25 protein-coding genes, 1 tRNA gene and 1 pseudogene are annotated in these 24,692 nt (G+C 54.8%); 11 read left to right on the top strand and 16 right to left on the bottom strand.

The window, feature by feature from the left end; all coding sequences use genetic code 11:
• Window positions 1-31 precede the first annotated feature (31 nt).
• A pseudogene (benC, locus tag V6944_RS14285) lies at window positions 32-1,042 on the bottom strand (benzoate 1,2-dioxygenase electron transfer component BenC); the annotation flags it as partial.
• Window positions 1,043-1,524: 482 nt separating this feature from the next.
• Here benC and V6944_RS14280 point away from each other — a divergent pair.
• From V6944_RS14280 to V6944_RS14260, 5 genes are all read left to right on the top strand, one after another.
• Window positions 1,525-2,526, top strand: coding sequence for a FecCD family ABC transporter permease (locus tag V6944_RS14280; protein WP_442910744.1), 1,002 nt, complete (start codon window positions 1,525-1,527; stop codon window positions 2,524-2,526).
• Complete coding sequence (locus tag V6944_RS14275; RefSeq protein WP_333499434.1) at window positions 2,526-3,296, top strand: ABC transporter ATP-binding protein; 771 nt, start codon at window positions 2,526-2,528, stop codon at window positions 3,294-3,296. The genes V6944_RS14280 and V6944_RS14275 overlap by 1 nt, the downstream gene beginning before the upstream one ends.
• 24 nt (window positions 3,297-3,320) lie before the next feature.
• Window positions 3,321-4,448 carry an ABC transporter substrate-binding protein gene (locus V6944_RS14270; protein WP_333499433.1) on the top strand — a complete coding sequence of 376 codons (1,128 nt, stop codon included), beginning with the start codon at window positions 3,321-3,323 and terminating at the stop codon, window positions 4,446-4,448.
• A gap of 478 nt (window positions 4,449-4,926) precedes the next feature.
• Window positions 4,927-5,163 carry a hypothetical protein gene (locus V6944_RS14265; protein WP_185666515.1) on the top strand — a complete coding sequence of 79 codons (237 nt, stop codon included), beginning with the start codon at window positions 4,927-4,929 and terminating at the stop codon, window positions 5,161-5,163.
• 49 nt (window positions 5,164-5,212) lie between these two features.
• The gene (locus V6944_RS14260) at window positions 5,213-5,353 is read left to right on the top strand and encodes a hypothetical protein (RefSeq protein ID WP_333499432.1); all 141 of its coding nucleotides are present in this window, start codon (window positions 5,213-5,215) and stop codon (window positions 5,351-5,353) included.
• Between the two features lie 49 nt (window positions 5,354-5,402).
• Here the strand turns inward: V6944_RS14260 and V6944_RS14255 are convergent, their stop codons facing one another.
• The 7 genes from V6944_RS14255 to V6944_RS14225 all read right to left on the bottom strand — a co-directional run bounded on the left by V6944_RS14255 (window position 5,403) and on the right by V6944_RS14225 (window position 12,989).
• A complete protein-coding gene (locus tag V6944_RS14255) occupies window positions 5,403-5,783 on the bottom strand; it encodes a hypothetical protein (RefSeq protein ID WP_333499431.1) in 381 nt (126 codons plus the stop codon).
• 68 nt (window positions 5,784-5,851) lie between these two features.
• A complete protein-coding gene (locus V6944_RS14250; protein ID WP_333499430.1) occupies window positions 5,852-7,453 on the bottom strand; it encodes an MFS transporter in 1,602 nt (533 codons plus the stop codon).
• Between the two features lie 3 nt (window positions 7,454-7,456).
• Entirely contained in the window at window positions 7,457-8,470 is a 1,014-nt protein-coding gene (gene glsA, locus V6944_RS14245; RefSeq protein WP_333499429.1) for a glutaminase A, read from the bottom strand.
• A gap of 546 nt (window positions 8,471-9,016) precedes the next feature.
• Entirely contained in the window at window positions 9,017-9,775 is a 759-nt protein-coding gene (gene dsbG / locus V6944_RS14240) for a thiol:disulfide interchange protein DsbG (RefSeq protein WP_185666753.1), read from the bottom strand.
• 44 nt (window positions 9,776-9,819) lie between these two features.
• A complete protein-coding gene (locus tag V6944_RS14235) occupies window positions 9,820-10,542 on the bottom strand; it encodes a DsbA family protein (RefSeq protein ID WP_185666519.1) in 723 nt (240 codons plus the stop codon).
• Window positions 10,543-10,548: 6 nt separating this feature from the next.
• Window positions 10,549-12,579 carry a protein-disulfide reductase DsbD family protein gene (locus tag V6944_RS14230; RefSeq protein ID WP_333499428.1) on the bottom strand — a complete coding sequence of 677 codons (2,031 nt, stop codon included), beginning with the start codon at window positions 12,577-12,579 and terminating at the stop codon, window positions 10,549-10,551.
• A 47-nt stretch (window positions 12,580-12,626) separates the two neighbouring features.
• A complete protein-coding gene (locus V6944_RS14225) occupies window positions 12,627-12,989 on the bottom strand; it encodes a hypothetical protein (protein WP_333499427.1) in 363 nt (120 codons plus the stop codon).
• 163 nt (window positions 12,990-13,152) lie between these two features.
• Between V6944_RS14225 and V6944_RS14220 the strand changes: the two genes are divergently transcribed.
• Entirely contained in the window at window positions 13,153-14,085 is a 933-nt protein-coding gene (locus V6944_RS14220; protein WP_442910743.1) for a hypothetical protein, read from the top strand.
• Window positions 14,086-14,127: 42 nt separating this feature from the next.
• On the opposite strand, the gene ansP is transcribed toward V6944_RS14220, so the two are convergent.
• The 6 genes from ansP to V6944_RS14190 all read right to left on the bottom strand — a co-directional run bounded on the left by ansP (window position 14,128) and on the right by V6944_RS14190 (window position 20,280).
• Entirely contained in the window at window positions 14,128-15,570 is a 1,443-nt protein-coding gene (ansP, locus tag V6944_RS14215; RefSeq protein ID WP_333499425.1) for an L-asparagine permease, read from the bottom strand.
• A 313-nt stretch (window positions 15,571-15,883) separates the two neighbouring features.
• Window positions 15,884-16,483 carry a transporter gene (locus V6944_RS14210; RefSeq protein ID WP_333499424.1) on the bottom strand — a complete coding sequence of 200 codons (600 nt, stop codon included), beginning with the start codon at window positions 16,481-16,483 and terminating at the stop codon, window positions 15,884-15,886.
• A gap of 449 nt (window positions 16,484-16,932) precedes the next feature.
• Complete coding sequence (locus V6944_RS14205) at window positions 16,933-17,211, bottom strand: hypothetical protein (RefSeq protein WP_333499423.1); 279 nt, start codon at window positions 17,209-17,211, stop codon at window positions 16,933-16,935.
• 395 nt (window positions 17,212-17,606) lie between these two features.
• Window positions 17,607-18,311 carry a hypothetical protein gene (locus V6944_RS14200; RefSeq protein WP_333499422.1) on the bottom strand — a complete coding sequence of 235 codons (705 nt, stop codon included), beginning with the start codon at window positions 18,309-18,311 and terminating at the stop codon, window positions 17,607-17,609.
• 117 nt (window positions 18,312-18,428) lie between these two features.
• Window positions 18,429-18,516: transfer RNA gene (locus V6944_RS14195), tRNA-Ser, on the bottom strand.
• Between the two features lie 144 nt (window positions 18,517-18,660).
• Window positions 18,661-20,280 carry an ABC transporter substrate-binding protein gene (locus V6944_RS14190; protein ID WP_333499421.1) on the bottom strand — a complete coding sequence of 540 codons (1,620 nt, stop codon included), beginning with the start codon at window positions 20,278-20,280 and terminating at the stop codon, window positions 18,661-18,663.
• Between the two features lie 236 nt (window positions 20,281-20,516).
• Here V6944_RS14190 and yccA point away from each other — a divergent pair, with 236 nt between their 5' ends.
• Together yccA and tusE are read left to right on the top strand one after the other, a co-directional pair.
• Window positions 20,517-21,176, top strand: a complete 660-nt coding sequence (gene yccA, locus V6944_RS14185; protein ID WP_052284078.1) for an FtsH protease modulator YccA — start codon at window positions 20,517-20,519, stop codon at window positions 21,174-21,176.
• A gap of 87 nt (window positions 21,177-21,263) precedes the next feature.
• The gene (gene tusE, locus V6944_RS14180) at window positions 21,264-21,593 is read left to right on the top strand and encodes a sulfurtransferase TusE (RefSeq protein ID WP_333499420.1); all 330 of its coding nucleotides are present in this window, start codon (window positions 21,264-21,266) and stop codon (window positions 21,591-21,593) included.
• Here tusE and yccX read toward each other — a convergent pair.
• Window positions 21,590-21,868 carry an acylphosphatase gene (gene yccX / locus V6944_RS14175; RefSeq protein WP_333499419.1) on the bottom strand — a complete coding sequence of 93 codons (279 nt, stop codon included), beginning with the start codon at window positions 21,866-21,868 and terminating at the stop codon, window positions 21,590-21,592. The two genes, tusE and yccX, sit on opposite strands and share 4 nt — an antisense overlap.
• 143 nt (window positions 21,869-22,011) lie before the next feature.
• Between yccX and rlmI the strand changes: the two genes are divergently transcribed.
• Window positions 22,012-23,202: a 23S rRNA (cytosine(1962)-C(5))-methyltransferase RlmI gene (rlmI, locus tag V6944_RS14170; protein ID WP_333499418.1), complete on the top strand. Its 1,191-nt coding sequence runs from the start codon at window positions 22,012-22,014 to the stop codon at window positions 23,200-23,202.
• A gap of 71 nt (window positions 23,203-23,273) precedes the next feature.
• Window positions 23,274-23,591: a heat shock protein HspQ gene (gene hspQ, locus V6944_RS14165; RefSeq protein ID WP_220441056.1), complete on the top strand. Its 318-nt coding sequence runs from the start codon at window positions 23,274-23,276 to the stop codon at window positions 23,589-23,591.
• A gap of 65 nt (window positions 23,592-23,656) precedes the next feature.
• Here hspQ and V6944_RS14160 read toward each other — a convergent pair whose 3' ends face one another.
• A complete protein-coding gene (locus V6944_RS14160) occupies window positions 23,657-24,070 on the bottom strand; it encodes a CoA-binding protein (RefSeq protein WP_185666755.1) in 414 nt (137 codons plus the stop codon).
• A gap of 134 nt (window positions 24,071-24,204) precedes the next feature.
• Here V6944_RS14160 and mgsA point away from each other — a divergent pair, with 134 nt between their 5' ends.
• On the top strand, window positions 24,205-24,663 hold the full coding sequence (gene mgsA / locus V6944_RS14155; protein ID WP_185666531.1) for a methylglyoxal synthase: 459 nt from the start codon (window positions 24,205-24,207) through the stop codon (window positions 24,661-24,663).
• Window positions 24,664-24,692: the final 29 nt, after the last annotated feature.

Here is a 24,692-nt window from a genome sequence, read left to right as displayed (position 1 = left end):
CCGCAGCGGCAATCGGTGCCTCCACGCTCGGCGCCGTCTGCGCTGCGCCCGCAAATTTCTCGTAGTAGAAGTTACGCGGCGTCAGCCCTTCGGCGTCCAGATAGCGACGCACGGCATCCACCATTGGCGGTGGGCCGCAGAGGTAAACGTCGGCATCACCGCCGTTCAGCATGCCCGCATCGATATGCTGGGTGACGTAGCCCTTGTGCGGCGCGGCGCTTTCCGGGTCGGCGACGGTACAGCGGTAGCTGAAGTTTGGCAGCTGTCGGGCGTAATCGTCGAGGGTCTCAATCGCCACCCGATCTTCATCGCGGGTGATGCCAAAAATCAGGTGCACCGGCTGGTGCGTGGCGTTGTCATCCACCAACGCGGCCAGCATCGACAGGAACGGTGCCAACCCGGTGCCACCAGCCAGGAACAGAACCGGACGCTCCACCGGGCGCAGGTAAAAGCTGCCCATCGGCCCGCGCAATGACATCGCATCGCCGACACGAGCGCGCTCACTCAGCCAGGTCGACATCAGCCCCTGCGGCACGTTACGCACCACGAACGAGACCTCGGTTTCTCGCGGCCCGGAGCTGAATGAGTACGAGCGCGTCTGGTCGCTGCCCGGCACCTGCACGCTGACGTACTGGCCTGGCAAGAAGCTCAGCGCCTGGCGGTCGTCGAGCGCAATGGAGAAGGTTAACGTTGTCGGTGACAGCGCGCGGCTGGCGGTGATATGCCCTTGATACGTAGCCACACAGGCGGCGTCTGACGCGGCGGCAATCTCTACCACGCAGTCGCTGGACGGGCGCATCTGACAGGTCAACACCCTGCCCGCGCGGGCCTCTTCGGTGGAGAGTGCGTCGTCCACGTAGTCGCCGTGCTGATAATCACCGGAGGCGCAGGTGGCCTTACAGGTGCCGCAGACGCCATCACGGCAGTCGAGCGGAATGCTGATTCTGGCGCGCAGCGCGGCATCAGCAACGGTCTCACCGGTGCGGCACTCCAGGGTCTGCATCGCGCCGTCTTCAAAACGAAGGGTAATCTGATGGGTCATCTCTCTCATCCTCCAGGCTATTGCGGTCGGAAAATCCGATGCCTCATCAAATGCTGGATGGCGTTCAGGTACAACGGACAGAGATGACATTAAGCAGGACAAAACCGGCATGCTGCTAGGTTAGCGGGGGCGGTCACATTTATTGGGAGGGGAAAAAAGGGAATTAGACTTATGGAAAACGGGGTTATTGCGGTGCTTTTCCCCTCACCCTTTTAGGGAGAGGGCCGGGGTGAGGGTATTAGTTAAACAAACAATCAATGGAACGCTAATTATTTTCATATTGAATTGATAAGCATTATCAATTCAATATATTGTCGCCAGCTCTCTCCAGGATATTGGATATCCTGCATTTTTCGCCTCGGGACAGGCGGGAGGTTCACTGAATTTACCCTGTTCCATAAGGTTATCCGATGAATTCCAGCCTTGCCTCCAGCGCCGACTCCCCCGCGCTGGCGATTGCCGCCCGCTATCGTCGGGTGGTTATGCAGCGTTACCTGCTTGCCGGCGTGGTACTGCTCTGCATCCTCTGCTCCCTGCTGCTTGATTTTACCCTCGGCCCCTCGGGCATCTCCGTATCGACGCTGTGGCAGACGCTGTTCCACGCCGACGCCGCCGATGCGGGCACCCGCGTGATTGTCTGGGAGTTGCGTTTACCGTTCGCGCTGATGGCGATTCTGGTCGGCATGGGCTTAGGGCTTGCCGGGGCGGAGATGCAGACCATCCTCAACAACCCGCTGGCCAGCCCGTTTACCCTCGGCGTCTCCTCTGCCGCCTCGTTCGGCGCGGCACTGGCGATTATTCTGGGGATCGGCATTCCGGGCATTCCCGACCAGTGGTTTATCTCGGTGAACGCCTTTGTCTTTGCGCTGATGGCCTGCTTTATTCTCGACGGCATCAGCCGCTGGACGCGGGTTGCCACCTCCGGCGTGGTGCTGTTTGGCATCGCGCTGGTTTTCACCTTTAACGCGCTGATATCCATTTTGCAGTTCGTCGCCAGCGAAGACACCTTGCAGGGTCTGGTGTTCTGGACGATGGGCAGCCTGGCGCGCGCCTCGTGGGACAAGCTGGCGATTCTGGCGGTGGCGCTGCTGATTATCACCCCGCTGTCATTGAAAAACGCCTGGAAGCTGACCGCGCTGCGCCTTGGCGAAGACCGCGCCGTCAGCTTTGGCATTAACGTGCGTAAACTGCGTCTGGCGACGCTGCTGCGCATCAGCATTATCTCAGCGCTGACCGTGGCCTTCGTCGGCCCCATCGGCTTTATCGGCCTGGTCGCGCCGCACATTTCCCGCATGATGTTTGGCGAAGACCACCGCTTCTACCTGCCCGGCAGCATGCTGATTGGCGCGCTGGTGCTGTCGCTGGCGTCGGTGGTGTCTAAAAATATCGTCACCGGGGTCATTATTCCGGTGGGCATCGTGACCTCGCTGGTCGGCGTGCCTTTCTTCCTGAGCATTATTATTCGCCACCGAGGAACGCTGTAATGGATGGCCTCTCTATTCGCGACCTCCATACCGGGTATGGCAAAAAGAAAATCATCGACGGTCTGACCACGCCAATTCTGCCCCGCGGCCAGATTACCGCCCTGCTCGGTCCGAACGGTTCGGGTAAATCGACGCTGCTGCGCGCGCTGGCGGATCTCAACCCGGCGCAGGGCGTGCTGTCGCTGAATGGCGAAGACCTGATGACGCTGATGCCCGCCAAACGCGCCCAGAAGGTGGTTTATCTGCCTCAGTCGCTGCCCGCCGGTGTGCATCTGCACGCACTGGAGTCGGTTATCGTGGCGCGTCGCGCCAGCGGCTACCACGAAGGCAACGCCGAGCAGGAAGCCTACGCCATTCTGGAAAAACTCGGCGTCGCCCATCTGGCGATGCACTACCTCGACCAGCTCTCCGGCGGCCAAAAACAGTTGATTGGCCTGGCGCAGTCCCTGATCCGCCAGCCGGATCTGCTGCTGCTTGATGAACCGCTGAGCGCCCTCGACCTCAACTTCCAGTTTCACGTGATGGATATCGTCGCCAGAGAGACACGGCTGCGCAATATCGTCACGGTGGTGGTGATCCACGATATCAACATTGCCCTGCGTCACGCCGAATATGCCGTGATGCTGAAAAACGGTGCGCTGGTAGCAAGTGGCGTACCGGATGAGGTGGTGATTCCACAAAATCTGGCGACCGTTTACGGCGTGCGTGGCCGGGTCGAACATTGTTCACAAGGGCTACCGCACGTGGTGGTCGATGGATTAACGACATAACAATAATCGTAAGACGGGGAAATCATGACGATGAAGAAGGCACTATTAGGCGCAGCGCTGCTGCTTTCACCGCTGCTGGCGATGGCGGGTAACTGGCCGGTAACGGTCAAAGATATGGACAACCGGACGGTCACGGTCACGCAGGAGCCGCAGCGCATTATTCTGCAGGACGGCCGCGATATTCTGACGCTGGCGGTGCTGGAGCGCGACAATCCGTTCGCCAAAGTGGTGGCGTGGAACAACCTGCCGAAAAAACAGGATACCGAAACCTGGAACGTTCTGAAGCGTAAATGGCCCGAGGCGGATAAGATCCTCGATATGAAATTCTCCGACCAGGGCAACGTTGACCTGGAGACGGTGATCTCTCGTCACCCGGATCTGATGATTGCCCAGCTGCGCGCGAAGCCATCGCTGGTACAAAGCGGCGTGCTGGCGAAGCTCGAGGCGCTCCACGTGCCGGTTGTTTTCGTTGACTATGAACTGCATCCGGTTGAGAACACCCTGCCAAGCATCGCAATGCTCGGCAAAGTGCTCGGCCAGAGCGACCGCGCGCAGGCCTATATCCACTTCTATCAGCAGCGCCTGGACACCATTCACCAGCGCCTGGCTAAGGTTGAGAAGAAGCCATTAGTGTTTATCGAGCCGATTGCCGGGGTTGCCGGGCTGGATAACGGCTGCTGCTTCACCCATGCGCGCAACGGCTGGGGCGGTCTGGTCGAAGCCGCAGGCGGCGTGAACATTGGTTCGCAGCTGCTGCCGGGCGCCACCGGCAATATCTCGGTGGAGAAAATCATCTCCATGAATCCGGACTACTACCTGATGACCGGCTCTAAACGCCCGGGCAAAGGCACGGCGATTATTCCGTTCGGCTACAACGTGCCGGAAAGCGACGTGGTCAGCGCCTTTAACGCGCTGCTGGCGCGTCAGGGTGTGAGCAGCATTCCGGCGGTTGTCGCAGGGCATACCGGGGCGCTGTATCACCACTTCTATAACAACCCGTACAACATTATCGCCATCGAGACGCTGAGTAAGATTTTCTATCCAACGCAGTTTAAAGATGTCGATCCCCTGGCGGATTATCATCAGCTGATTACCCAATTCACCCATATTCCGGATGATAAGGTGATTCTGAGCTATACGCCTGGGAAGTAAAAAACGTGTGGCGTCAGTGAAATTTTTCACTGGCGCCTTTTTTATTCTATTTTACCGATCAACGATCGCTATTCTGAAATCGCTATTAACGTCGGTTATATTCAGCTAAAATAATAATAAAGTCAGTGACTATCATTCGATAAACAGTAGTACTAAATCCTATACCAAATAGGTAATAAAATTAAAATGACGTTAAAAATAAAACACTAACCTCCCCCACTTTATCTTTATATATCATAGTGATTTTCAAGTTTTAATATTTTCAAAACAAACGCAAATTCACAAAATATCGTGTAAATTGATATACATCAGTTTCAAATTAATTCCCTGTAGACACCATCAATCTTGATTTTAGTCAACGCCCGGTCAGGTTATAAAATGCATTTTATAGCGCTCTTATATTGACTAGGTGAATGATTAATTGGTTTTAAGACTTGAACAGATGTTTAGCAGGCCATCAAGCCTGTGGGGTTGGTTGATGTGTAATGCCCTGAACGGCATTGCGATCGTTATCTGCTTTGCCTCCATTAGCGCCGTTATCGGTATCAGAGAAGGTGTCTGGCATATTGTCATCACCGTCGCCATTATTATTTCAGCATTTTATAGCGCTAACTATTTCGCTGCCCTGGAATCACGTAATGATTCCCGCCGTTATTATTTACTGGTGTGGGTAATTATCACTATCGCAACTAACTTTATTCGCGTCTGGGGCTAATCCCTACGCTGCATAAAATACACAACGCACAACAATAAGGATGCACGCCTTGACGCTGGCAATGATTTTTATCCTCATCAATAACCATAAAGGGCTGTCGGCACTGCTACTGCTGATAATTCTGACGCTGTTCTGGATACTTGGCCCACGGGTAAAAAAGCTGCTGGACGGCATTAAAGACCCGTCCTGATAGCTTGATGGGTTACCGATGCGCCCGCATCGGTAACCCATCACGATAATTAGCCCATCTCACTGCACTGGCAGCCAATCTTAACGCTCGCAAACTTGTATGCCGCCACGAGATAAAATAGCGCAATCGCAAAACCGACAATCGGATAGAACAGCAGGCTAAACAGCGCGACAACCAGAATATGCCCCACACCCGCCATTAAAAAACCACGACGCTTTAAGCGCAGTCGCCCGTAAGAAAAGACAAACGCCAGATAGGCGATGATAAACAGCACAATCACTAGTTTGAACGATAAAAACTGCACCGAGAAATTCATCCCAGCGACGCCCAGATGCGGCAGCGCAAGAAGCACGAACAGGGTGAAAAAGAGCAGCGAGGCGAGCTTGACCCACGCCATTACGCCCTTCCAGAAAGAGATACGCGTCATCATGAAATCCTTAATTCGAAGATAAGCGGCGTTGGGGCATGTCGAATAACCTCAACGCCGGGAAGGTATTGCTAGACCGGAATATTGCCCGGCGAGTAGCCCGGCAGTCGACGAGCCGGGAGAATGGCCAGCGCGGAGATCAGCGCCATGATCAGGATCCCGAGCTTCAGCGCCTTCAGCCTGGAGGTCTCGTTAATGTCCATCGCTTCCTGCACCTGCGCAGGCGTCGCCGAGGTATTTTCCAGCACCGTCTCCAGACGCTCGTTGCTGACAAAGTTGATGTTATCCAGATTCACCTCCGCCTGAAGTTCAGCGGTGACCACCGGCGAGGCCACCACGCTTTTCATCACGCTGGCACTGAGCAGGCCAACCAGCAGCGCACCCGCAACCGCCGTACCAATGGCGTTTGCCAGATTACTGGTGGTGCCGCGAAGCGCCCCTACGTCGCTTGCCAGCGATTTAGGTGAGGAGCTGACCAGTACGTTGAACACCAGCGTGACCAGCGCCCCCTGCCCCATGCCGAAGACAATCAGCCCCACCATCACCGGCCATTCACTCCAGTTATTGGTGACAACCCAGGAGAGCCAGACCAGCGCCGCGCAGCAGACGATGAACCCCGAGGTGGCAATCTGTTTCGGCGTGAATTTGTCGTACAGCTTAATCACCAACAGCGCGGAGAAGAACACCGACAGGTTGAACGGCAGCATCGCCACGGTGGTCGCCATCGGCGTGCGTCCTTGCACAATCTGGATATACAGCGGCACGGTGAAGTTCAGCATCGCCTCCAGCGCCACCACGGCGAACATCACGGTGACGGCGGCTTTCTCAGACGGCGAGTCCATCACTTCTAGCGCAATCAGCGGCGTGCGGCCGCGCTGTTTGATATGACGGTTCCACATCACAAACCCTTGTAGCAGGATAAAGCCCACCACAATCATCACCGGCGCGGGTGACAGGCCGTTCAGAGTGAACGGCGCGGCGGGTTTCGCCATCAGGCCACCCCAGCCGTTCAGGTTATTGAATCCCAGCGAGAGCAGTACAATAGCGCTGGCAGCCAGCAGCAGGCCGACCACATCTATCTGCACGCTGGGGTCGCCTTCGTCTTTACGCAGACGGAAGCTCAGGGCAAAGGTGATAAGCGCCAGGACAATCATCACGGCAAACACCGGACGCCAGCCGATCCAGGTGCCAAAAACACCGCCAATCAGAAACGCCGCTACGCCTGCACCCGCGCGGGCGGAACCGAGTGAACCGAGTGCCGTCGCCTGCTGCTTGCCCTTGTAGTTTTCCGCAATCAGCGCCACCAGCGATGGCACCAGCGCGGCGGCGGTAAGCCCGCAAAGCGCCTGCGCGGCAATCATGGTTTGCACGTTCTGGCTGATAACCATGAAAATCTGCGCGCCGCCAAAGACCAGCACCGACACACGAAAGACGATGACCGGACCAAAGCGCTGGCTGAGCTTAGAACCCGCCATCACAAACGCGGCGACGGAGAGCGAGTACATAATAATGCCGGTGGCAATATCGGTAGGCGGCACGTTAAAGCTGTTGACCATGCCGCTAAGCGCAACCGGCAGTGAAGCGACGTTAAATGACATCAGCACCTGGGCCAGCGCGATGGCGATCATTGGTGCCCAGGAGCGCTGCTGTTGTTCTGCGGTTATTGTACTCATCGGTTACTCCTGCGCCGTTAGGCTACGGTTATCGGTATAGGGTTTAGCGACCAGCAGATCCATCCCCAGACAGCGCGATAATGATCGAATGGCTTTCTGCGCTTTAACGCTATTTCCGGCACCATCGAGCAGCGGAGAGAAAGCGCTTAACGCACATTTTCCCGGCGAGACGGCAATAATGCCGCCGCCGATACCGCTTTTAGCGGGCAGCCCGGTTTCATATAGCCATTCACCGGAGGTTTCATACATTCCCGACGTCAGCATCACGGCGAGGGTATAATGACAGATGGCATTATTAATAATTTTATCTCCGGTTACCGGGTTAATTCCGCCGTCGGCAAGGGTTGCCCCCATCACGGCTAAATCACGGGAATTAATATTCAGGCAGCATTGACGGGTATACAGTTCGGTAGCCATTTCCGGGTCACACCCCAGGCGTCCGTAGCTATAAAGCAGATGGGCAATTCCACGATTGCGATAATTACTCTGGCAGGCGGATTGATATATTTCTTCGTTTAACGTCAGCTTACGCCCGGCAAATCCGCAGAGGCCGTTATAGATATAGTGCCATTTCTCTTCTTTAGTTTTTCCCGGCGTAAAGCTGGTGGTGGCAATGGCCCCGGAATTGACCATCGGGTTCGTCAGTTTTGTGGTCGACTGCTCAATGGCTGATACCGAGTTAAACGGCATCCCGGTACCGTTGACGCCAAGCCGTTCGCGCGCCGCTTGCGGCCCAATGGCCTGGCACACCAGCGCAAAGATAAAGGGCTTGGAGATGCTCATGATAGTGAACTCGGTCTCCACATCACCGATGGAGAACTCGTAGCCGTCCACGCCTTTGAGGTAGATGCCAAACAGGTTCGGGTCGACGCGGGTTAATGCCGGATAGACCGTCGAAACGGCACCCTCTTGCTCGGAGCGCAGGGCCGAATAAACGTCCGTAATCAGGCGTTCAATGTGTTCACCGCTGGGCAGCGATATATTTTGGTTATGGTGGTCCCTGGAATAATATTCCATAAAGACGTTCCTTTATTTTTGGCGCACAGCAGAATAACAAAATTTATGATTTAAATTTTGCTGTACGAATAAGCGTATTGAAAGACGTAGCGTGACCTATGCGCTAGACAGGGTAAATAACCGTCGAGCGGTAAGGAAAAAAATAGTAGGTGCTGTGAGAAACAGCGGGGGCAATTATGGCGTAGAAGGGGGTTTGGTCTGCAGGTAGCGTTGACTTCGGGTGGTGATATACATTTGCTTATCCATAGCATATGACTCATTGGTAATGAATGATTGATGTTTTTCCTTAGAGCGGCGGCATTATAGCGTTATTTCCGTTAAAGATTCGCCAACTGAATGTAAATAAGTGTCATTTGAGATACCAGTTAAACAATATAACCATAAAGTGGTATACCTGAAATATTTAAATAATCTGACAGGGGTAATTCTGGTAAATTACCTGCTGTTATTAGCGCTTAATTGTAGATATTTTTCCTGTTTCCCAGTTCCGCGCATTACCCTTACCCCGACCCTCTCCCTGGAAGGGAGAGGGGGATACGCGTCATATCAGGGTTTCGGACCAAACATTGCCTCAAGCTGTTTCTCATCAGGCATCCCCACCACCTGCTGCAGCTCGTTCTTGTCGTTCATATAGTAAATTGCCGGCGTGGCGTTCGCGCCTAAATCATCCATCATCTTCTGATGCTGTTGCAGCAGATTGAAGGTTTCGCGCGGCGTGACGCCGTCAAAACGCGGTAATTTCTTACCGTTGGACAATTCGTAATCTCGCCAGGCCGCTACCGGATCCGCCGCGTTAAGAATGGCCGTCGCGTTGCGCCCGCTTTTCGGGTTCAGGAAGGCCACTAGCAGCGTATTGAGCTGGACGTGACCTGCCTCAACCCACGGCTGCGCCGCCGCCCAGAAAGTTTTGCAGTAAGGGCAGAAAGGATCGGCAAACACAAACACCTTTCTCGGCGCGGTATCGGCCCCCTCCTTCAGCGCGTGGGCGCTATTGAGCGTTTTCCACATCTCCTGGCCCATCGGTACGTAAATCGCTTCGGTAAAGTAGCCTTCACTCAGGTTTTTACCTTTGTCGTCATAAAGGTACCCCGATACCACGTGCTTGCCGTCGGGAGTCAGGAACAGGTTCACCCCCATATCCTGATACTTCCCGACCCAACTTTTCAGCCCGCCGGGAGCCTCCACCTCTTTAATGATGGTGATGTTCTGCTGTTCGCTAAAGCGCTTCACGATATCGGGAAGCGGCGCGCTGGCGTAGGCGAACGCCGGGAGTAGTGCCAGCGACGTTAGGATAATCGATTTCATCATCGTCCCTCTCTGAACGGGGGATCGCTCCCCCGGAAGTGAATTTACTGTTTTTTCAGCGCGTCGCTGACCATAGCATCAAACTGCTCATAAGGAACCCAGCCGGAGAGCATTTCATCGCCGATCAGCGTGGCGGGCGTACCCTGAATACCCAACTGTTGCGCCAGCGCGAGGCTTTTCTTTACCGTTTCAAAGCTCTCACTGTCCGGTTCATTCACCACCACGCCCGCTTTCTGCTTGGCCTGAGCGATGCTGGCATCGTCGTGATAACCCTTTTTCGCCATCAGCAGATCGTTAAACTTCATAAATTGCTCCGGGTGAGCACGCCAGACGGTGAGCGCATCCCGGGCCGACGTCACCGAGCTTTCCGAGCGGTAAGGCAGGAATTTGAACACCACGGCAACGTCCGGGTATTTCGCCACGATCTTCTCCAGATAAGGATCAAATTTCTTGCAGTATGGGCAGTTATAGTCGGTAAAGACCACCAGCGTCAGACGCGGTTTCGCCGCCCCGATACGCGGGGAGTTGGGGTCGCGATAGAGAAAATCGCTGTTCTGCGCGATGACCGATTTCATCTGCTGCTGGCTGGCCTCGGCGCTTTGCTGATCCAGCTTTTCTGCCGCAGCGGCCAGAATTTCCGGGTGCTTAAGCAGCGTCTCCTGCACTAATTCCTGGACGCGAGCCTCCTGGGCTGGCGTAAGCGCTGGCGCGGCAACGGCCTGCAGTGAGGCGGTCATTAAAAGCGTAAACAGAAGCGTGTATTTCATGATTCATTAACCTTTGGCATGTTTCAGGGCGGTGAGCAGCGTTTGTTGGTCCAGCAGCGGCGAGAGGATCTCGCCCTCGGGCTGGCCCGGCCCGTAGACTTCATTGAAGGGGATGGCGTAGCGGTTGCGCTTTTGCAGGAAGGCGGCGATCGATGCGGAAGGCTTGCTCCAGTCACCGCGCAGCGCCACCACATCCGGGGCGTTCAGCGCCGCGACGATCTCCGGCTGGTTCAGCACGCGCATTTCATTCACTTTGCAGGTCACGCACCAGTCGGCGGAGATATCCACGAAAACGCGTTTGCCCTGCGCAAGCGCCTGATCAATCGCCGCTTCGCTGAGCGGCTGCCAGCGAATGTCCGCGCTGGCCTCGGTGGACGAGGCTGACGGCGACTGAATCAGCCCGCGCAGCTGGTAGCCGCCAAGGCCGGTGAGCAGAATCACCGCCAGATAGAACGCCGCGCCGCTGCGCGGGCCAGTGAATATAACGGCCACCAGCGCCACAATGGCCAGCAGCAGAATGACCATATCGCTGACCCGGTCACCCAAATGCAGGCTCAGCAGCGACGCCAGCCACAGGCTTGAAGCCAGCATCATCAGCGCCAGAATGGTTTTCAGCATCGCCATCCAGCGTCCCGGACGCGGTAAGAGCGCGGCGGTTTTTGGCAGCAGCGCCACCAACAGCCAGGGAATCGCCATCCCGATACCAAGCGCGATAAAGATAAGCCAGAGATCCTGAAGCGGTGCCCCCAGCGCAAAGGCCACAGCGGTGCCGAGGAACGGCGCTGAACACGGTGTGGCCAGCAGCGTAGCAAACATCCCCTCAAAGAAACTGCCCAACATCCCGTTGCCACCGGCGGTTGCCATCCTGCCGACCATGGATGACGGCAGCAGTACGGCAAAGGTGCCAAACAGGTTTAGCGCGAAGATAAAGGTGACGGCGACCATCAGGCCAATAAACCACGGGTTTTGGAACTGGATCCCCCAGCCCAGTGCCGCGCCGGTCAGCTTCAGCACCGTGACCATCGTCGCCAGCAGCGCAAAGGAGACAAGGATCCCGGCGCTGGTCGCGAGGAATCGCAGGCGGATACTGCGCGTATCCGACCCGGCGTGGAGCACCGCGCTCAGTTTCATCCCCATCACCGGCAGCACGCAGGGCATCAGGTTGAGGATAAACCCGCCGAGCAATGCAAACAGCAGCATCTGCACGATACTGACGCTGGCTGCATCGGGCGCATTGGCGGTCTGATCGGCCCCTACCGTCAGAGTGGTTTGCTGGGCTTTGCCGTCGCTGGTGAGGACAAAGGAGAGCGTTTTCCCCGCGAGTGTTGCCGGTTTTTCGCCCCACTCGTCCGTCACCGGCGCACTCACAACCAGCTCCGCGCCGTGCATTTTGATACTCGGGTCGCCGGGAATAATGCCGCCGTCCATCGGGTCAAAATAGATTTCCGGGGAACGCCACGTCCCCGCAGTGGTGCCGGTGATCACCAGACGATCGCCCTCAAGGTGCGCCGCGAGATCTTCCGAAATACCCTTGTCCGCCGGGATAGTGCGCATTGCCTGCTCGAACGTATCCTGAAACTGGCCGTCGACCGGCTGGTTAAAATCAAGATGCAGCGGGTAGTCCGTTAATAGACAGACGTTGCTGCAGGTCGAGAGCGTCAGCGTGCCGTCCAGCACATCCCCCGGATTACCGGTGATGATCATCGGGATCACCACCCGGTTATGGTAGCCCTGGGTAGTCAGCCCCGAAATATCAAAGCGCGACGGCACCGGCCAGTACCACTGCGCCTTTTCACCGTTTTTCCAGTGAATTTCGGGCGCCACGCCCCCTTCTCCCGGCGATCGCCAGTAGGTTTTCCAGCCGGACTGTAGCTCAACGGTCAGCAAGCCATACAGGCGGTCCTGCCCTCTTTCCGCCTGGAAACGAATCTTAGCGTGGTCATTTTGCGGGGACGTAAGCCACCCGGTATCGGCAGCGTGAGCGGCACCCACGCAGGCCAGCAACAGGAGGAGTAATCCCCTGAAGATATTCAACATGTTTTTTCTCCGTGAATTAAATAATCAATCGTCGTCAGGACGATGATTCATTCACGGAAAACGCAGTTTTTGAGGTGTATGCGAAGCGTGGGCGGCCGTCTGGGCACGTCGCGGAAGACAAACGTACGCACTTCAGCGAATAGCTGAATCAGGGCCAGGAAGATGATAACGGCAGGCAGCGCGCCGTCGAAGAAAACGGGCTGCGCGCACAACAGCGAGTTGGCGCTAAGCTGGCACGGTGAAGGCCCAACCTGGGATTCGTCCGTTGCCGGCGTGGAGAGAGTCTGAACCGGGTTGCCGACCTGCTCAAGAAAATGGTGCAGATAGACCGCCCGCTGCACCAGGCAAAGCGCCATGGCGAGGCAGGTCACTATCAAGAACCCTTTAGCAAGAAGCTGACGATTACGCATAAATTACCAGACGTTTCAGAACAGCCGAATCATAAACAATCCTCAACAATGCGCAAGGCCGCGAGTGTAAGGTTTTGTCTTACTGAGGCGGGTTCCTGCTCTATAGTTAATCCATCATCACCCGATTGAGGCTGCACCGACCATGATCGCGGCATTTCCCGGCATGTTCATGCTTCTGCTGACTTCGCTGACCTTCAGCACCGCGCTGCAAGCGGCGGACGGACAGCGCATTAAACAGCGGGCCGATGCGGTGCTGACGCTGATGAGCTACATGATTGTGCCGGATATTACCGCCAGCGATCTCAATATCGGCTCGGGCTCCGACGATAAAACCGAGCTGTCGATCACCCAGTTTGGCGGTGGCGCAACGATGGGCGACACTTTTCCGCTTTATCTCGAAGGGGCGATGGGCTACAGCCGCTACGATCCGCAGTTCGTCATCAGCGATGGTGACCAAAGCCGACGTATTCCGACCAAATGGAACAGCCTGACGGCCACCGGCGGTATCGGCTGGGATTTCAGCCTGCACCGCGACCGTTGGGGCGGCAACCTGGTACTGCGTCCGATTGCCAACGTGATGCTCGGCACCATGGCGAGCGATCTGCGGGTCGGGAAATGGGCGCTGGAGCGGCATCGCAACGCCGAGTATGACTTTCTCGACGGCGGCCGGCTCAATGCCTATGGCCTGGGCGGTTCATTAATGCTCGACTATGAACTGGTCTCCCCGGCGCAGGATATTGACATTGAACTGCGCTATACGGGCATGAATCTGCAAACCTTCGGCAACACATCCAGCGCCGTTGAGGGCAGCGCCACAGCACAAAACCTCGGGCTTTATCTGCGCCGTCGCGCCCCACTTTTCGACTGGACGCTGCTGAAAAGCCCGGTGCGCTATGTGCTGGAAGGGGCGCATACCGAGTACCTCGGCGAACAACGCGGCACGTTAGGGTTTGATAGTTTGAGCTCGGTCGGGATTGGGATTGAGATGGACAGCAGTAAGTACCCGGTCTTTATTACCCGCACGCGGCTGGTGGCGCGCTATATGTTTGGCAACGGCACCAGCGGCTATGGCGTGGGATTAGCCATGAGCTTTTAGCCGCCAGGAAAAAGGCCTGACAACGTCAGGCCTTATCGTAGATTACGGTGCGGTGCTGTGAATTTCCGCTACACGTTTACGAACGCCGAACCATCCGGCCACCAGCAGAATAGCAATCAGCGGCAGCGAGGCGATGGTGTAGGTGCCGTTCGGATAATCGAACGCCATCAGAACCAGTACGCTCAGCAGGAACAGCAGCGTCAGCCAGGAGGTAAACGGCGCGCCCGGCAGCTTGAAGTTCACGTCCGCGGCCTTGCCTTCTTTAATGGCCTTACGCAGGCGCAGTTGGCACACCATGATAAACGCCCACGAAGCGATAATGCCCAGCGAAGCGAAGTTCAGCACGATTTCAAAGACCTGAGACGGCACCAGATAGTTCAGGAACACGCCCACCACGTAGACTACCAGCGTCGCCATAATGCCTGCGTACGGCACGTGCTGGCGGCTCATTTTGCTCATAAACTTCGGTGCGGAACCGCCCATCGCCATCGAGCGTAAGATACGCCCGGTACAGTAGAGGCCAGAGTTAAGGCTGGAGAGCGCCGCCGTCAGTACCACGATGTTCATGATACTGCCGATATAAGGCACACCGAGCTTAGAGAAGAAGGTCACAAACGGGCTCTGCCCCGCCTGGTAGGCCGTCCACGGCAGCAGCAGCACCAGCAGCACCACCGAACCCACGTAGAACAGGCCGATGCGCCAGATAACGCTGTTGATGGCGCGCGGCACCATGGTCTGCGGGTCTTTACACTCGCCCGCCGCGGTACCGACCAGTTCAATGGAGGCAAAAGCAAATACCACGCCCTGTACCAGCACCAGCGCAGGCAGCAGGCCGTGCGGGAAGAAGCCGCCGTTGTCGGTTATCAGATGGAAGCCGGTAGCATTGCCGTCCAGCGGTTTGCCGCTGCCCAGATAGACGGTCCCGACGACAAGGAACACCACAATCGCCAGCACTTTCACCAGCGCAAACCAGAACTCCATCTCGGCGAACCACTTCACACCAATCATGTTCATGGTGCCGACAATCGCCAGCGCGCCCAGCGCAAACACCCACTGCGGCACGTCGCCAAACGCGCCCCAGTAGTGCATATAGAGCGCGACTGCGGTGATATCGACAATACCGGTCATTGCCCAGTTGACGAAGTACATCCAGCCCGCCACATAGGCGGCCTTTTCGCCGAGAAACTCACGGGCATAGGAGACGAAGCTGCCGCTCGACGGGCGGTGCAGTACCAGCTCGCCCAGCGCGCGAAGAATAAAGAACGAGAAGATGCCGCAAACCAGGTAAACCAGCGCCAGCGCCGGACCTGCCATTTGCAAACGCGCACCTGCGCCGAGGAATAAACCGGTACCGATAGCGCCGCCGATGGCGATCATCTGTACCTGTCGGTTACCCATCGCCTTGTGATAACCCTCTTCGTGGGCGTTCAGCCAGCTTCGTTTTGCCGCGCGTTGCTCCGCGGCCTGTGAGTGTTGTGTTTCCATTATTACCCTGTACCTGTCTGATGTATGGAATGCATAAGGTTATCGAATGAATACGGAACGCCTATCCAGGACAACCCGCGCGGTTTTTCCCGTCATTCTGCGTAGGGATAAAACTGCCGCGAAGCATCCTACCTGCAATTATTAAGCGGCGCAAAACATACGCTTACTCTTCAGACCTCTTTCACGCATAAAACGGTGCCCTCTGCGAAAACGCCGGTCACTTGCTCTGGGTTAGTGCTTTCCCCGGAGACGGGTACAAAAAAGGCCTCCCATAGGAGGCCCGTAAACGCGATGATTTATTGGGTGGAATAATTTAACGGTGGCCTGCTTTCTGCCGACGGAATATTTCCACCGATGCCGCCAGGCAGAGAATATAGCCAAAGAGTTCCGTCCCTTCTTCCACCATATTTTTCACCTCCCGAACGTAGCCATCCTGTAACAGGGAGTGCCAGAGCAACGACATGCCAAACAGGCGAGAAAACACCAGCGTGGCCAATAATCCCACGAGCATAATCCCGAAGGCGGGTTTTGCTGTATACAGAGTGAGTTGATGTAATACTCGCTGAGGCTGTCGAAACGCGTAGATAAGCGCCGTAATACTGACTGCCAGTGCAAACCATACCCAGCTGCCGTGGTGGATCAGGTCAAAAATGCCGTCGAGTTCGCGGATCAGCATGGCCATAAAGAAGCCGGCAATCAGGGTATTACATTGGCGCATATCGGGTTGCTTACGTGCCGCCACGAGGTGGATCAGGACGATAAGCAAGAGGATAGTCTCCTGAACAATCTCGGTGAGCGAGACTTCAGACAGGCTATTTTTGAGAATATTGACATCAATATGCAGGCATAAAATAGCAGCGCCGGTCGCCAGCGATAAAAAGAAGCAGCGTAAAAATAAATTAACTAAAATCATAATATTCACGGTCTTTTAATAAACAAACAGTTTACATTGCAGACCGTAACAGAACTTATCCTTATGTGCCTCAACGAGGCATGAAATTTAACAATTATTGCGTTATTCCAGAATAATAATTAATACCACCATGGTACCTGGAATATATTTTAGTATGAGAAATACCTGACAAATATATTAGGCGCGCTGCGGTAAAGATGCTTCTTCAGGGGACTTCGGGGCTGCGAGAAGCTGGGCGCAAGGGTAAGGGGAACTCCAACACTGAGCGGCTTTTAATGCTTACGTCATCATCAATCTGTGACCACGTTGCATGGCTTTTATTCGTGTACGATTGCGATACCGGTGATGTGATATAGGTCAGTAGACAACTAAAAAAAACCGTCAGCAAATAGGTAAAAGCAAATGCATTCTCGCATTTGCTTTTTATTTCTCATGATAATTAAATAGGTTTATTCACGTTGATATTCGGTGCCCATAATGATGATGCCACCTTTCGATTTTTCAATCGAAATATTATTATACGTCGTGTGAGCGACATAGGTTTGTTGATCCTTGCTGACATCCCATTTGTCGACAGCAAGGTTTCCCACCCCAGGGAACTTGATGTTTTTCTCATCAATCTTAATCACTAGCCCCGTCCCGGCGTTCTTCCACGTACCATAAACCCCGTCATCACCGCATCCCGACAACAACGCCACCAGACCAACAACCCAGAGAAGTTTACGCATATCCATTCCTTCGCCATCACCATTTTTGGTGGTCTATTCGGCCACCGTCCCAGAGGCTTTATCTTTAACCAGCAAGCGTCTCCGCACTGTTAACGCCAGCGAGAATTAAATGAAATTTTTCCAGCCTCGTATTATTTGATCATTTAAAAATAAAACATTTAATAGCCATGAGCTATCACCAACAATGATAGTAGACATAGTGTGAATAAGTTATAGGTCAATATTTGAAGTGTGTCATGTAGACTATAGTCAGAAATGGAAAAGACATTTCTTCTGAAAGATTGTGGGCCTGTGCAGTACATCAATGCACTTAACCCGTTTTTACACAGCCAGGGAGGATTATCATTACAGAATATTGACTGTTACTTAAATTCTCAGCGTATTAGATAGGCGTTTCACTTCAACACCCCCCACGCTTTCAGCAACCAGTCCATCAATGAGGCCTCGTCGCTAAACGATTTATAATTGCTGTCTTTTTTGCCTCCACGCGGACCAAACGTCGCGAGACTCACTGTAAACCCGTCGCTGGTTTCCGATTTACTGATCCACATATGCAGGGTATCGCCGTAATTATAGCTATAATGTGCATCACCATACTTGCTGCTCTGGCTGGGTTCCTGGTAGTTCCAGTGCCCTTTAAATTGCTCATTCTGCGCCGCCAGCTCCTCGGACAGGCGTCGCGTGGCCTTTGCTTTCGGGTGGTGAACCAGATCGGCCGTGCCACTCTTCATTTTGCGGATTTGGTCAGCAATAGACCCCTCCGATGCAGCAGATTCTTCCTGCTGTGCCGCTGCAATACCGTTCTCGGATAACGACAGTTCCAGAGCGGCAATCTTCTCACCGCGGGCCTTATGGGCGCGAACTACGGTGTTATAGCGGTCGACCATGTCGTTGTAATCCGCTTTGAGAACGGAAAGCTCACGACGCAACTCTGCTAACAACTCGCCGCTGGCGGAGTCGTTCTTTATTTGCAGTAGGCTTGCCGGGTTTACGCCCTGCTCTTGCATCGCACTGGCCAGCATTTTCAATGCCTGTGCGGCCTCATTGGCGCTGGAGTTGTTAAACGCCATTTGCATGAACTTGTTCAGTTTGGCATTCATGGTTTATCTCCAACTAATCCAAAGGGTTGCGTAGCTGATATTGTGCTGAATATTCAAAGTCCGTCCCAACACACCAAAGCAAAAAGGGGTTACCTTTCGGTAACCCCTTCTTTTAATTGGCGGAAGCGTAGAGATTCGAACTCTAGAACCCTTTCGGGTCGCCGGTTTTCAAGACCGGTGCCTTCAACCGCTCGGCCACGCTTCCAATGAGGCGCACTATAAACATCCCGAACGGACCTGTAAAGCACCAAAACGTTCGTTTGCCTGAAAAACAGTCAAAATGCTGTTATTCGCCTGAAAAAACAACAAAATGGCTATTTTACCAACGCTTTATTCCTCTGATTTCCGCCTAATGCTTTTTGATATAGATATCTTTCGTGGAGAAATTCCCCAGTCTATCCGGTGTGAAGCCGCCAACCCATGGTTTCACCAGGTGCGTACGCACATAGTGATAGACCGGAATTGCCGGTACATCTCGCCCCAGTAGATCTTCCGCTTTCTGGTAATCACGCGCACGTTGGGCAACATCCTGCGTCTTCGCCGCGTCGCGTAGCGCTTCATCGTAGTCCGGGTTGCTGTACTTCGCCGTATTCTCGCTGTCGCCGGTACGGAAAGTGTTGAGGAACGTCGACGCATCATCGTAGTCAGCAATCCAGGCGTAGCGCACGACGTCAAAATTACCGGTATGCATCGCATCCAGCATGGTTTTCCATTCCTGATTCTGGAGCTTGGCTTCAACGCCGAGATTTTTCTTCCACATTGAGGCCGCCGCAATCGCGATGCGCTGGTGCGATTCTGAGGTGTTGTACAGCAAGTTGAACGACAGCGGGTGCGCTTCATTAAACCCAGCTTCTGCCAACAGCTTTTTCGCCTCAGCCAGACGCTTATCGCGCGGCCAGGAGGCGTATTCAGGCCCGTGAAGCTTCACGCCGCCAATATCTGGCTGGCTCACCACCCACGCCGGGCGCTGCCCCTGCCCCAACACCTTATCGGCGATGATGTCTTTATCCAGCGCCATATTCAGCGCGCGGCGCACGCGAGCATCGTTAAACGGCGGTTTCGTGGTGTTGAACTCATAGTAATAGGTGGCCAGCTGTGGCTTAACGTCCACCTGATCGCCGAGCGTCTTTTTCAGCTGGCTGAACTGGTTAATCGGTAAGGTATAAACAATATCGACTTCCCCAGCCTTGTAGCGGTTTACATCAGAAGCTTCAGAACGAATAGGCAGATAGGTCACCTTGTTGACTACCGTCTTCGCATTATCCCAGTAGCGCGGGTTGCGCTCGGCCACAATGCGCTCGTTAACCACCCATTGCGAGAGCGTATAAGCGCCGCTGCCCACAAAGTGCTCCGGCTTCACCCATTTATCACCAAAGCGGCCTATCAGGACTTTATCCAGCGGGACCATCGACGGGTGCGCGAGCATGGCGAGAAAGGCGGAATTTGGTTGATTAAGGGTCACTTCGATTGTGGTATCGTTCAGCGCCTTCACGCCGAGGGTGTCCGGGGCTTTCTTACCTAAGGCGATATCCGCCGCATTCACAATATGCATATTGCCCGGGTAGCTGGCGTAAGGGGACGCGGTGGCCGGGGTAACCAGGCGCTGCCAGCTCCAGACGACATCCTGCGCAGTAATCGCAGAGCCATCCGACCAGGTAATACCGGGACGCAGGTGGAACGTCCAGACGGTGTTGTCTTGATTGTCCCAGGACTCCGCCAGTCTTGGCTCAATGCTGCCGTCGGGTTTCACCGCCACCAGCCCATCAAACAGATCGTTGAGGATGTTAAACTCAACGTCGCTTTCCACTTTATGCGGGTCAAGTGAAGCAGGTTCATTGCCGTTGCCGCGCACCAGCTCCTGTTTGTCCGCCAGCGCAGTACCTTCCGGTACGTTTGCAGCCTGTGCAGCACCGCTTAAACCTAGCGCCAGTAGCGCGATCGTGATGTTGTTATTGTGTTTTAATTTCATTTCCATTGCCTTGTCGTTATAACCCTTTTCACTCTTGGCATGAAGCGGTGATAACGCAAGGGCTTTCAACAACCTATAAGAGATTGATCTCGCTCTTTCTGGCTTTATTGATAGAATCTGTGACCGACCAGTAATACCCTGATTCGGCAGAGTAAAGATGGGTAAAATCATTTGGGAATAAAAGAGAGATTTCTTATTCTATGCCACTAATAACATCTGTCATAAGAGAGTGACTCATGGATCGCATAATTACTTCATCGCGTGACCGCTCATCGCTGCTGAGCACACATAAAGTCCTGCGTAACACCTATTTCCTGCTGAGCCTGACGCTGGCGTTTTCCGCCATTACCGCCACGGCCAGCACCGTGCTGATGCTGCCGTCTCCGGGCCTGATCCTGACGCTGGTTGGCATGTACGGGTTAATGTTCCTGACCTATAAAACGGCCGATAAGCCGGTGGGTATTCTGTCCGCTTTCGCCTTCACCGGCTTCCTGGGCTATATCCTGGGGCCAATTCTGAACGCCTATCTGTCTGCGGGCATGGGTGACGTTATCGGGATGGCGCTGGGCGGTACGGCGCTGGTGTTCTTTAGCTGCTCGGCCTACGTGCTGACCACCCGTAAGGACATGTCCTTCCTCGGCGGTATGCTGATGGCCGGTATCGTGGTGGTGCTGATTGGTATGGTGGCAAACATCTTCCTGCAGCTGCCTGCCCTGCACCTGGCGATTAGCGCGGTGTTTATCCTGATCTCTTCCGGTGCCATCCTGTATGAGACCAGCAACATCATCCGCGGCGGTGAGACCAACTACATCCGTGCTACCGTTAGCCTGTACGTCTCGCTGTACAACATCTTTGTCAGCCTGCTGAGCATTCTGGGCTTCGCAAGCCGCGATTAACCCCGACTCAACGGACTCAAGGCCTCGCTTATGCGGGGCCTTTTTATTTGCTACACTTCCCGCCATCTGTTTGTTGCGTGAAATATTATGCTTATCTACGAAAACACCGAAATTGAGACCGATAGCGAAGGCTATCTCAAAGACACCACACTATGGAGCGAAGGGCTGGCAGAGGCGATTGCCGCCAATGAAGGCATTACGCTGAGCCCTGAGCACTGGGAAGTGGTGCGTTTTGTGCGTGCGTTCTATCTGGAGTTCAACACCTCGCCGGCGATTCGTATGCTGGTTAAAGCGATGGCGAACACCTTCGGCGAAGAGAAAGGCAACAGTCGCTATCTGTATCGTCTGTTCCCGAAAGGCCCGGCCAAGCAGGCCACCAAAATCGCGGGCCTGCCTAAGCCTGTGAAGTGCATTTAATAGCGAATACTGAAGTTGCTCCACGCTTTTTCGGGTTGATGAGGTTCGGCCAGAACTTTATCAACCCGGGCGCTGCGCGGCCCGCCCGCTTTTAACCATGCCAGTAGCTTCTCAACCTGTTCATCATTGCCGCAGGCCACAACCTCCACGCTGCCATCATCCAGGTTCAACGCATAGCCGCGCAGGCCAAGGCGCGCAGCCTCCTGCTGGGTAAAAAAGCGAAAGCCTACGCCCTGTACCTGGCCGTAAACCCAACAAATCACGCATCTATCCATGCGGTTCTCCTCCGGTATGGTTCAGACGATTAACCCCACTCTACCGCCAATTGCCCTGACATTCTTCCGCTGTTCGTTGCATTTGTGCAGCGAAGTCGGGAAAATGCAGCCTGATCCCTTCCTATATAGTCAGATAAAAAACTATGAGTGTACGTTTAGTGTTAGCCAAAGGGCGCGAAAAATCATTGCTGCGCCGTCATCCCTGGGTCTTTTCCGGTGCGGTTGCTCGCATGGAAGGCAAAGCTAGCCTCGGTGAGACCATTGATATTGTTGATCATCAGGGTAAATGGTTAGCCCGTGGCGCATATTCTCCAGCGTCGCAAATCCGCGCTCGCGTGTGGACATTCGACGCCAACGAAACCATCGATATCGACTTCTTCGTACGTCGTCTTCAGCAGGCGCAAACCTGGCGTGACTGGCTGGCGCAGAAAGACGGGCTGGACAGCTACCGTCTGATCGCCGGTGAGTCTGACGGCCTGCCGGGCGTGACTATCGACCGCTTCGGTTCCTTCCTGGTGCTGCAGCTGCTGAGTGCCGGTGCGGAATACCAGCGTGCGGCGCTGATTAGCGCCCTGCAAACGCTGTATCCGCAATGTGCGATTTACGATCGTAGCGACGTTGCCGTACGTAAAAAAGAAGGCATGGAACTGACCCAAGGGCCAGTGACCGGCGAGCTGCCACCTGCCCTGCTGCCGATTGAAGAGCACGGCATGAAGCTGCTGGTCGATATCCAGGGTGGCCATAAAACCGGTTATTACCTCGACCAGCGCGACAGCCGTCTGGCAACGCGTCGCTACGTGGCGAATAAACGCGTCCTGAACTGCTTCTCCTACACCGGAGGCTTTGCGGTTTCCGCGCTGATGGGCGGCTGCAGCCAGGTGACTAGCGTGGACACCTCTCAGGAAGCGCTGGACGTTGCACGTCAAAACGTCGAGCTGAACAAGCTGGACCTGAGCAAAGCCGAATTCGTTCGCGACGATGTCTTTAAGCTGCTGCGTAAATACCGCGACCAGGGCGAGAAGTTCGATGTGATCGTCATGGATCCACCGAAATTCGTGGAAAATAAAAGCCAGCTGATGGGCGCCTGCCGCGGCTATAAAGACATCAATATGCTGGCGATCCAACTGCTGAATCCAGGCGGTGTGCTGCTGACCTTCTCCTGCTCCGGCCTGATGACGACGGATTTATTCCAGAAAATCATCGCCGATGCCGCAATTGATGCCGGTCGTGATGTACAATTTATAGAGCAGTTCCGTCAGGCAGCCGATCACCCGGTGATTGCAACCTACCCGGAAGGATTGTACCTGAAAGGATTTGCCTGCCGCGTCATGTAACTTGAAAAGCGAAATGGTGTCTATATATGTAGAGATACAGAGATAACGCCATTTCCCGGGAGGTGAGTATGATGATTACCAGCAAATTCGGTATTGGCCAGCAGGTGCGTCATTCCCTGCTGGGCTACCTGGGCGTGGTGGTAGATATCGACCCGGTTTACTCACTTGACGATCCTGACCCCGACGATCTGGCGGCAAGCGACGAGCTTCGTGCTTTGCCGTGGTATCACGTGGTGATGGAAGACGACGAAGGCCAGCCGGTGCACACCTATCTGGCCGAAGCCCAGTTGAGCAGCGAACCGAGAGAAGATCACCCAGAGCAACCTACGATGGATGAACTGGCGCGTACCATCCGCCGACAGCTACAGGCACCGCGGCTGCGTAACTAGTCGCCGCATTAATGACAAAACCCCGCATTGCGGGGTTTTTTGTTATGAAGTGACGGTGAACATCTTTATTTCGCGAGGCCCAAACGAGGGATCTCAATCGCAGGGCAACGGTCCATCACCACCTGCAGACCCGCGTTGCGCGCCAGCACGGCCGCCTGTTCGTTAATCACCCCAAGCTGCATCCACAGCGTTTTGGCGCCAATCGCAATCGCCTCCTGCGCCACGCCCCATGCGGCTTCGGAATTGCGGAACACATCCACCATATCGACCTTCTCTGGCACATCAGCAAGCGTGGCGTAGCCCTTCTGCCCCAATAGCGTACCGCCAGCCACCTTCGGTGACACCGGGATCACGCGATAGCCTTGATCCAGCAGGTATTTCATCACCCGATAGCTCGGGCGGTCAGGTTTATCGCTCGCCCCTACCAGCGCAATGGTGTGGGTGTTGGTCAAAATGTTGGCAATATCATTTTCTGTCATCATTATCCTCCTGGCTAATAGATTAAGTGTACGCGAGCACGCTGATGTCGCGCGTCAAATTTTTGCGATTCAGAGCTTGCAGGCTGATTTGCTTGCAGTAATCTGTCTGGATTACACACTTAGGGAATGGCTTTATGGAACTGACGACCCGCACCTTACCGGCGCGTAAACACATTGCTCTGGTGGCACACGACCACTGCAAAGATATGCTGATGAAATGGGTGCAGCGCCACCGGGATTGCCTGGCACAGCATACGCTGTCAGCTACCGGCACCACCGGTAACCTGGTGCAACGCGCCACCGGTCTGGAAGTGAAAGCTATGCTGAGCGGCCCAATGGGCGGCGATCAGCAGGTTGGCGCACTGATTTCTGAAGGTAAAATTGACGTCCTGATCTTCTTCTGGGACCCGCTAAACGCCGTACCGCACGACCCGGACGTTAAGGCGCTGCTGCGTCTGGCAACCGTCTGGAACATCCCGGTTGCCACCAATGCGTCCACCGCCGACTTTATCATCCAGTCACCGAACTTTAGCGAGCCGGTTGATATTCTGATCCCCGACTATCAGCGCTACCTCTCCGAACGCCTGAAATAAGCGTCCGCCAGGCCCGGAGTCGCAACAGC

The organism is Kluyvera sp. CHPC 1.2972, from assembly GCF_036759925.1.
Taxonomy (GTDB): Bacteria; Pseudomonadota; Gammaproteobacteria; order Enterobacterales; family Enterobacteriaceae; genus Kluyvera.
The sequence above is the reverse complement of the archived record's forward strand: the minus strand, read 5'-3'. Positions and strand labels throughout refer to the sequence as shown.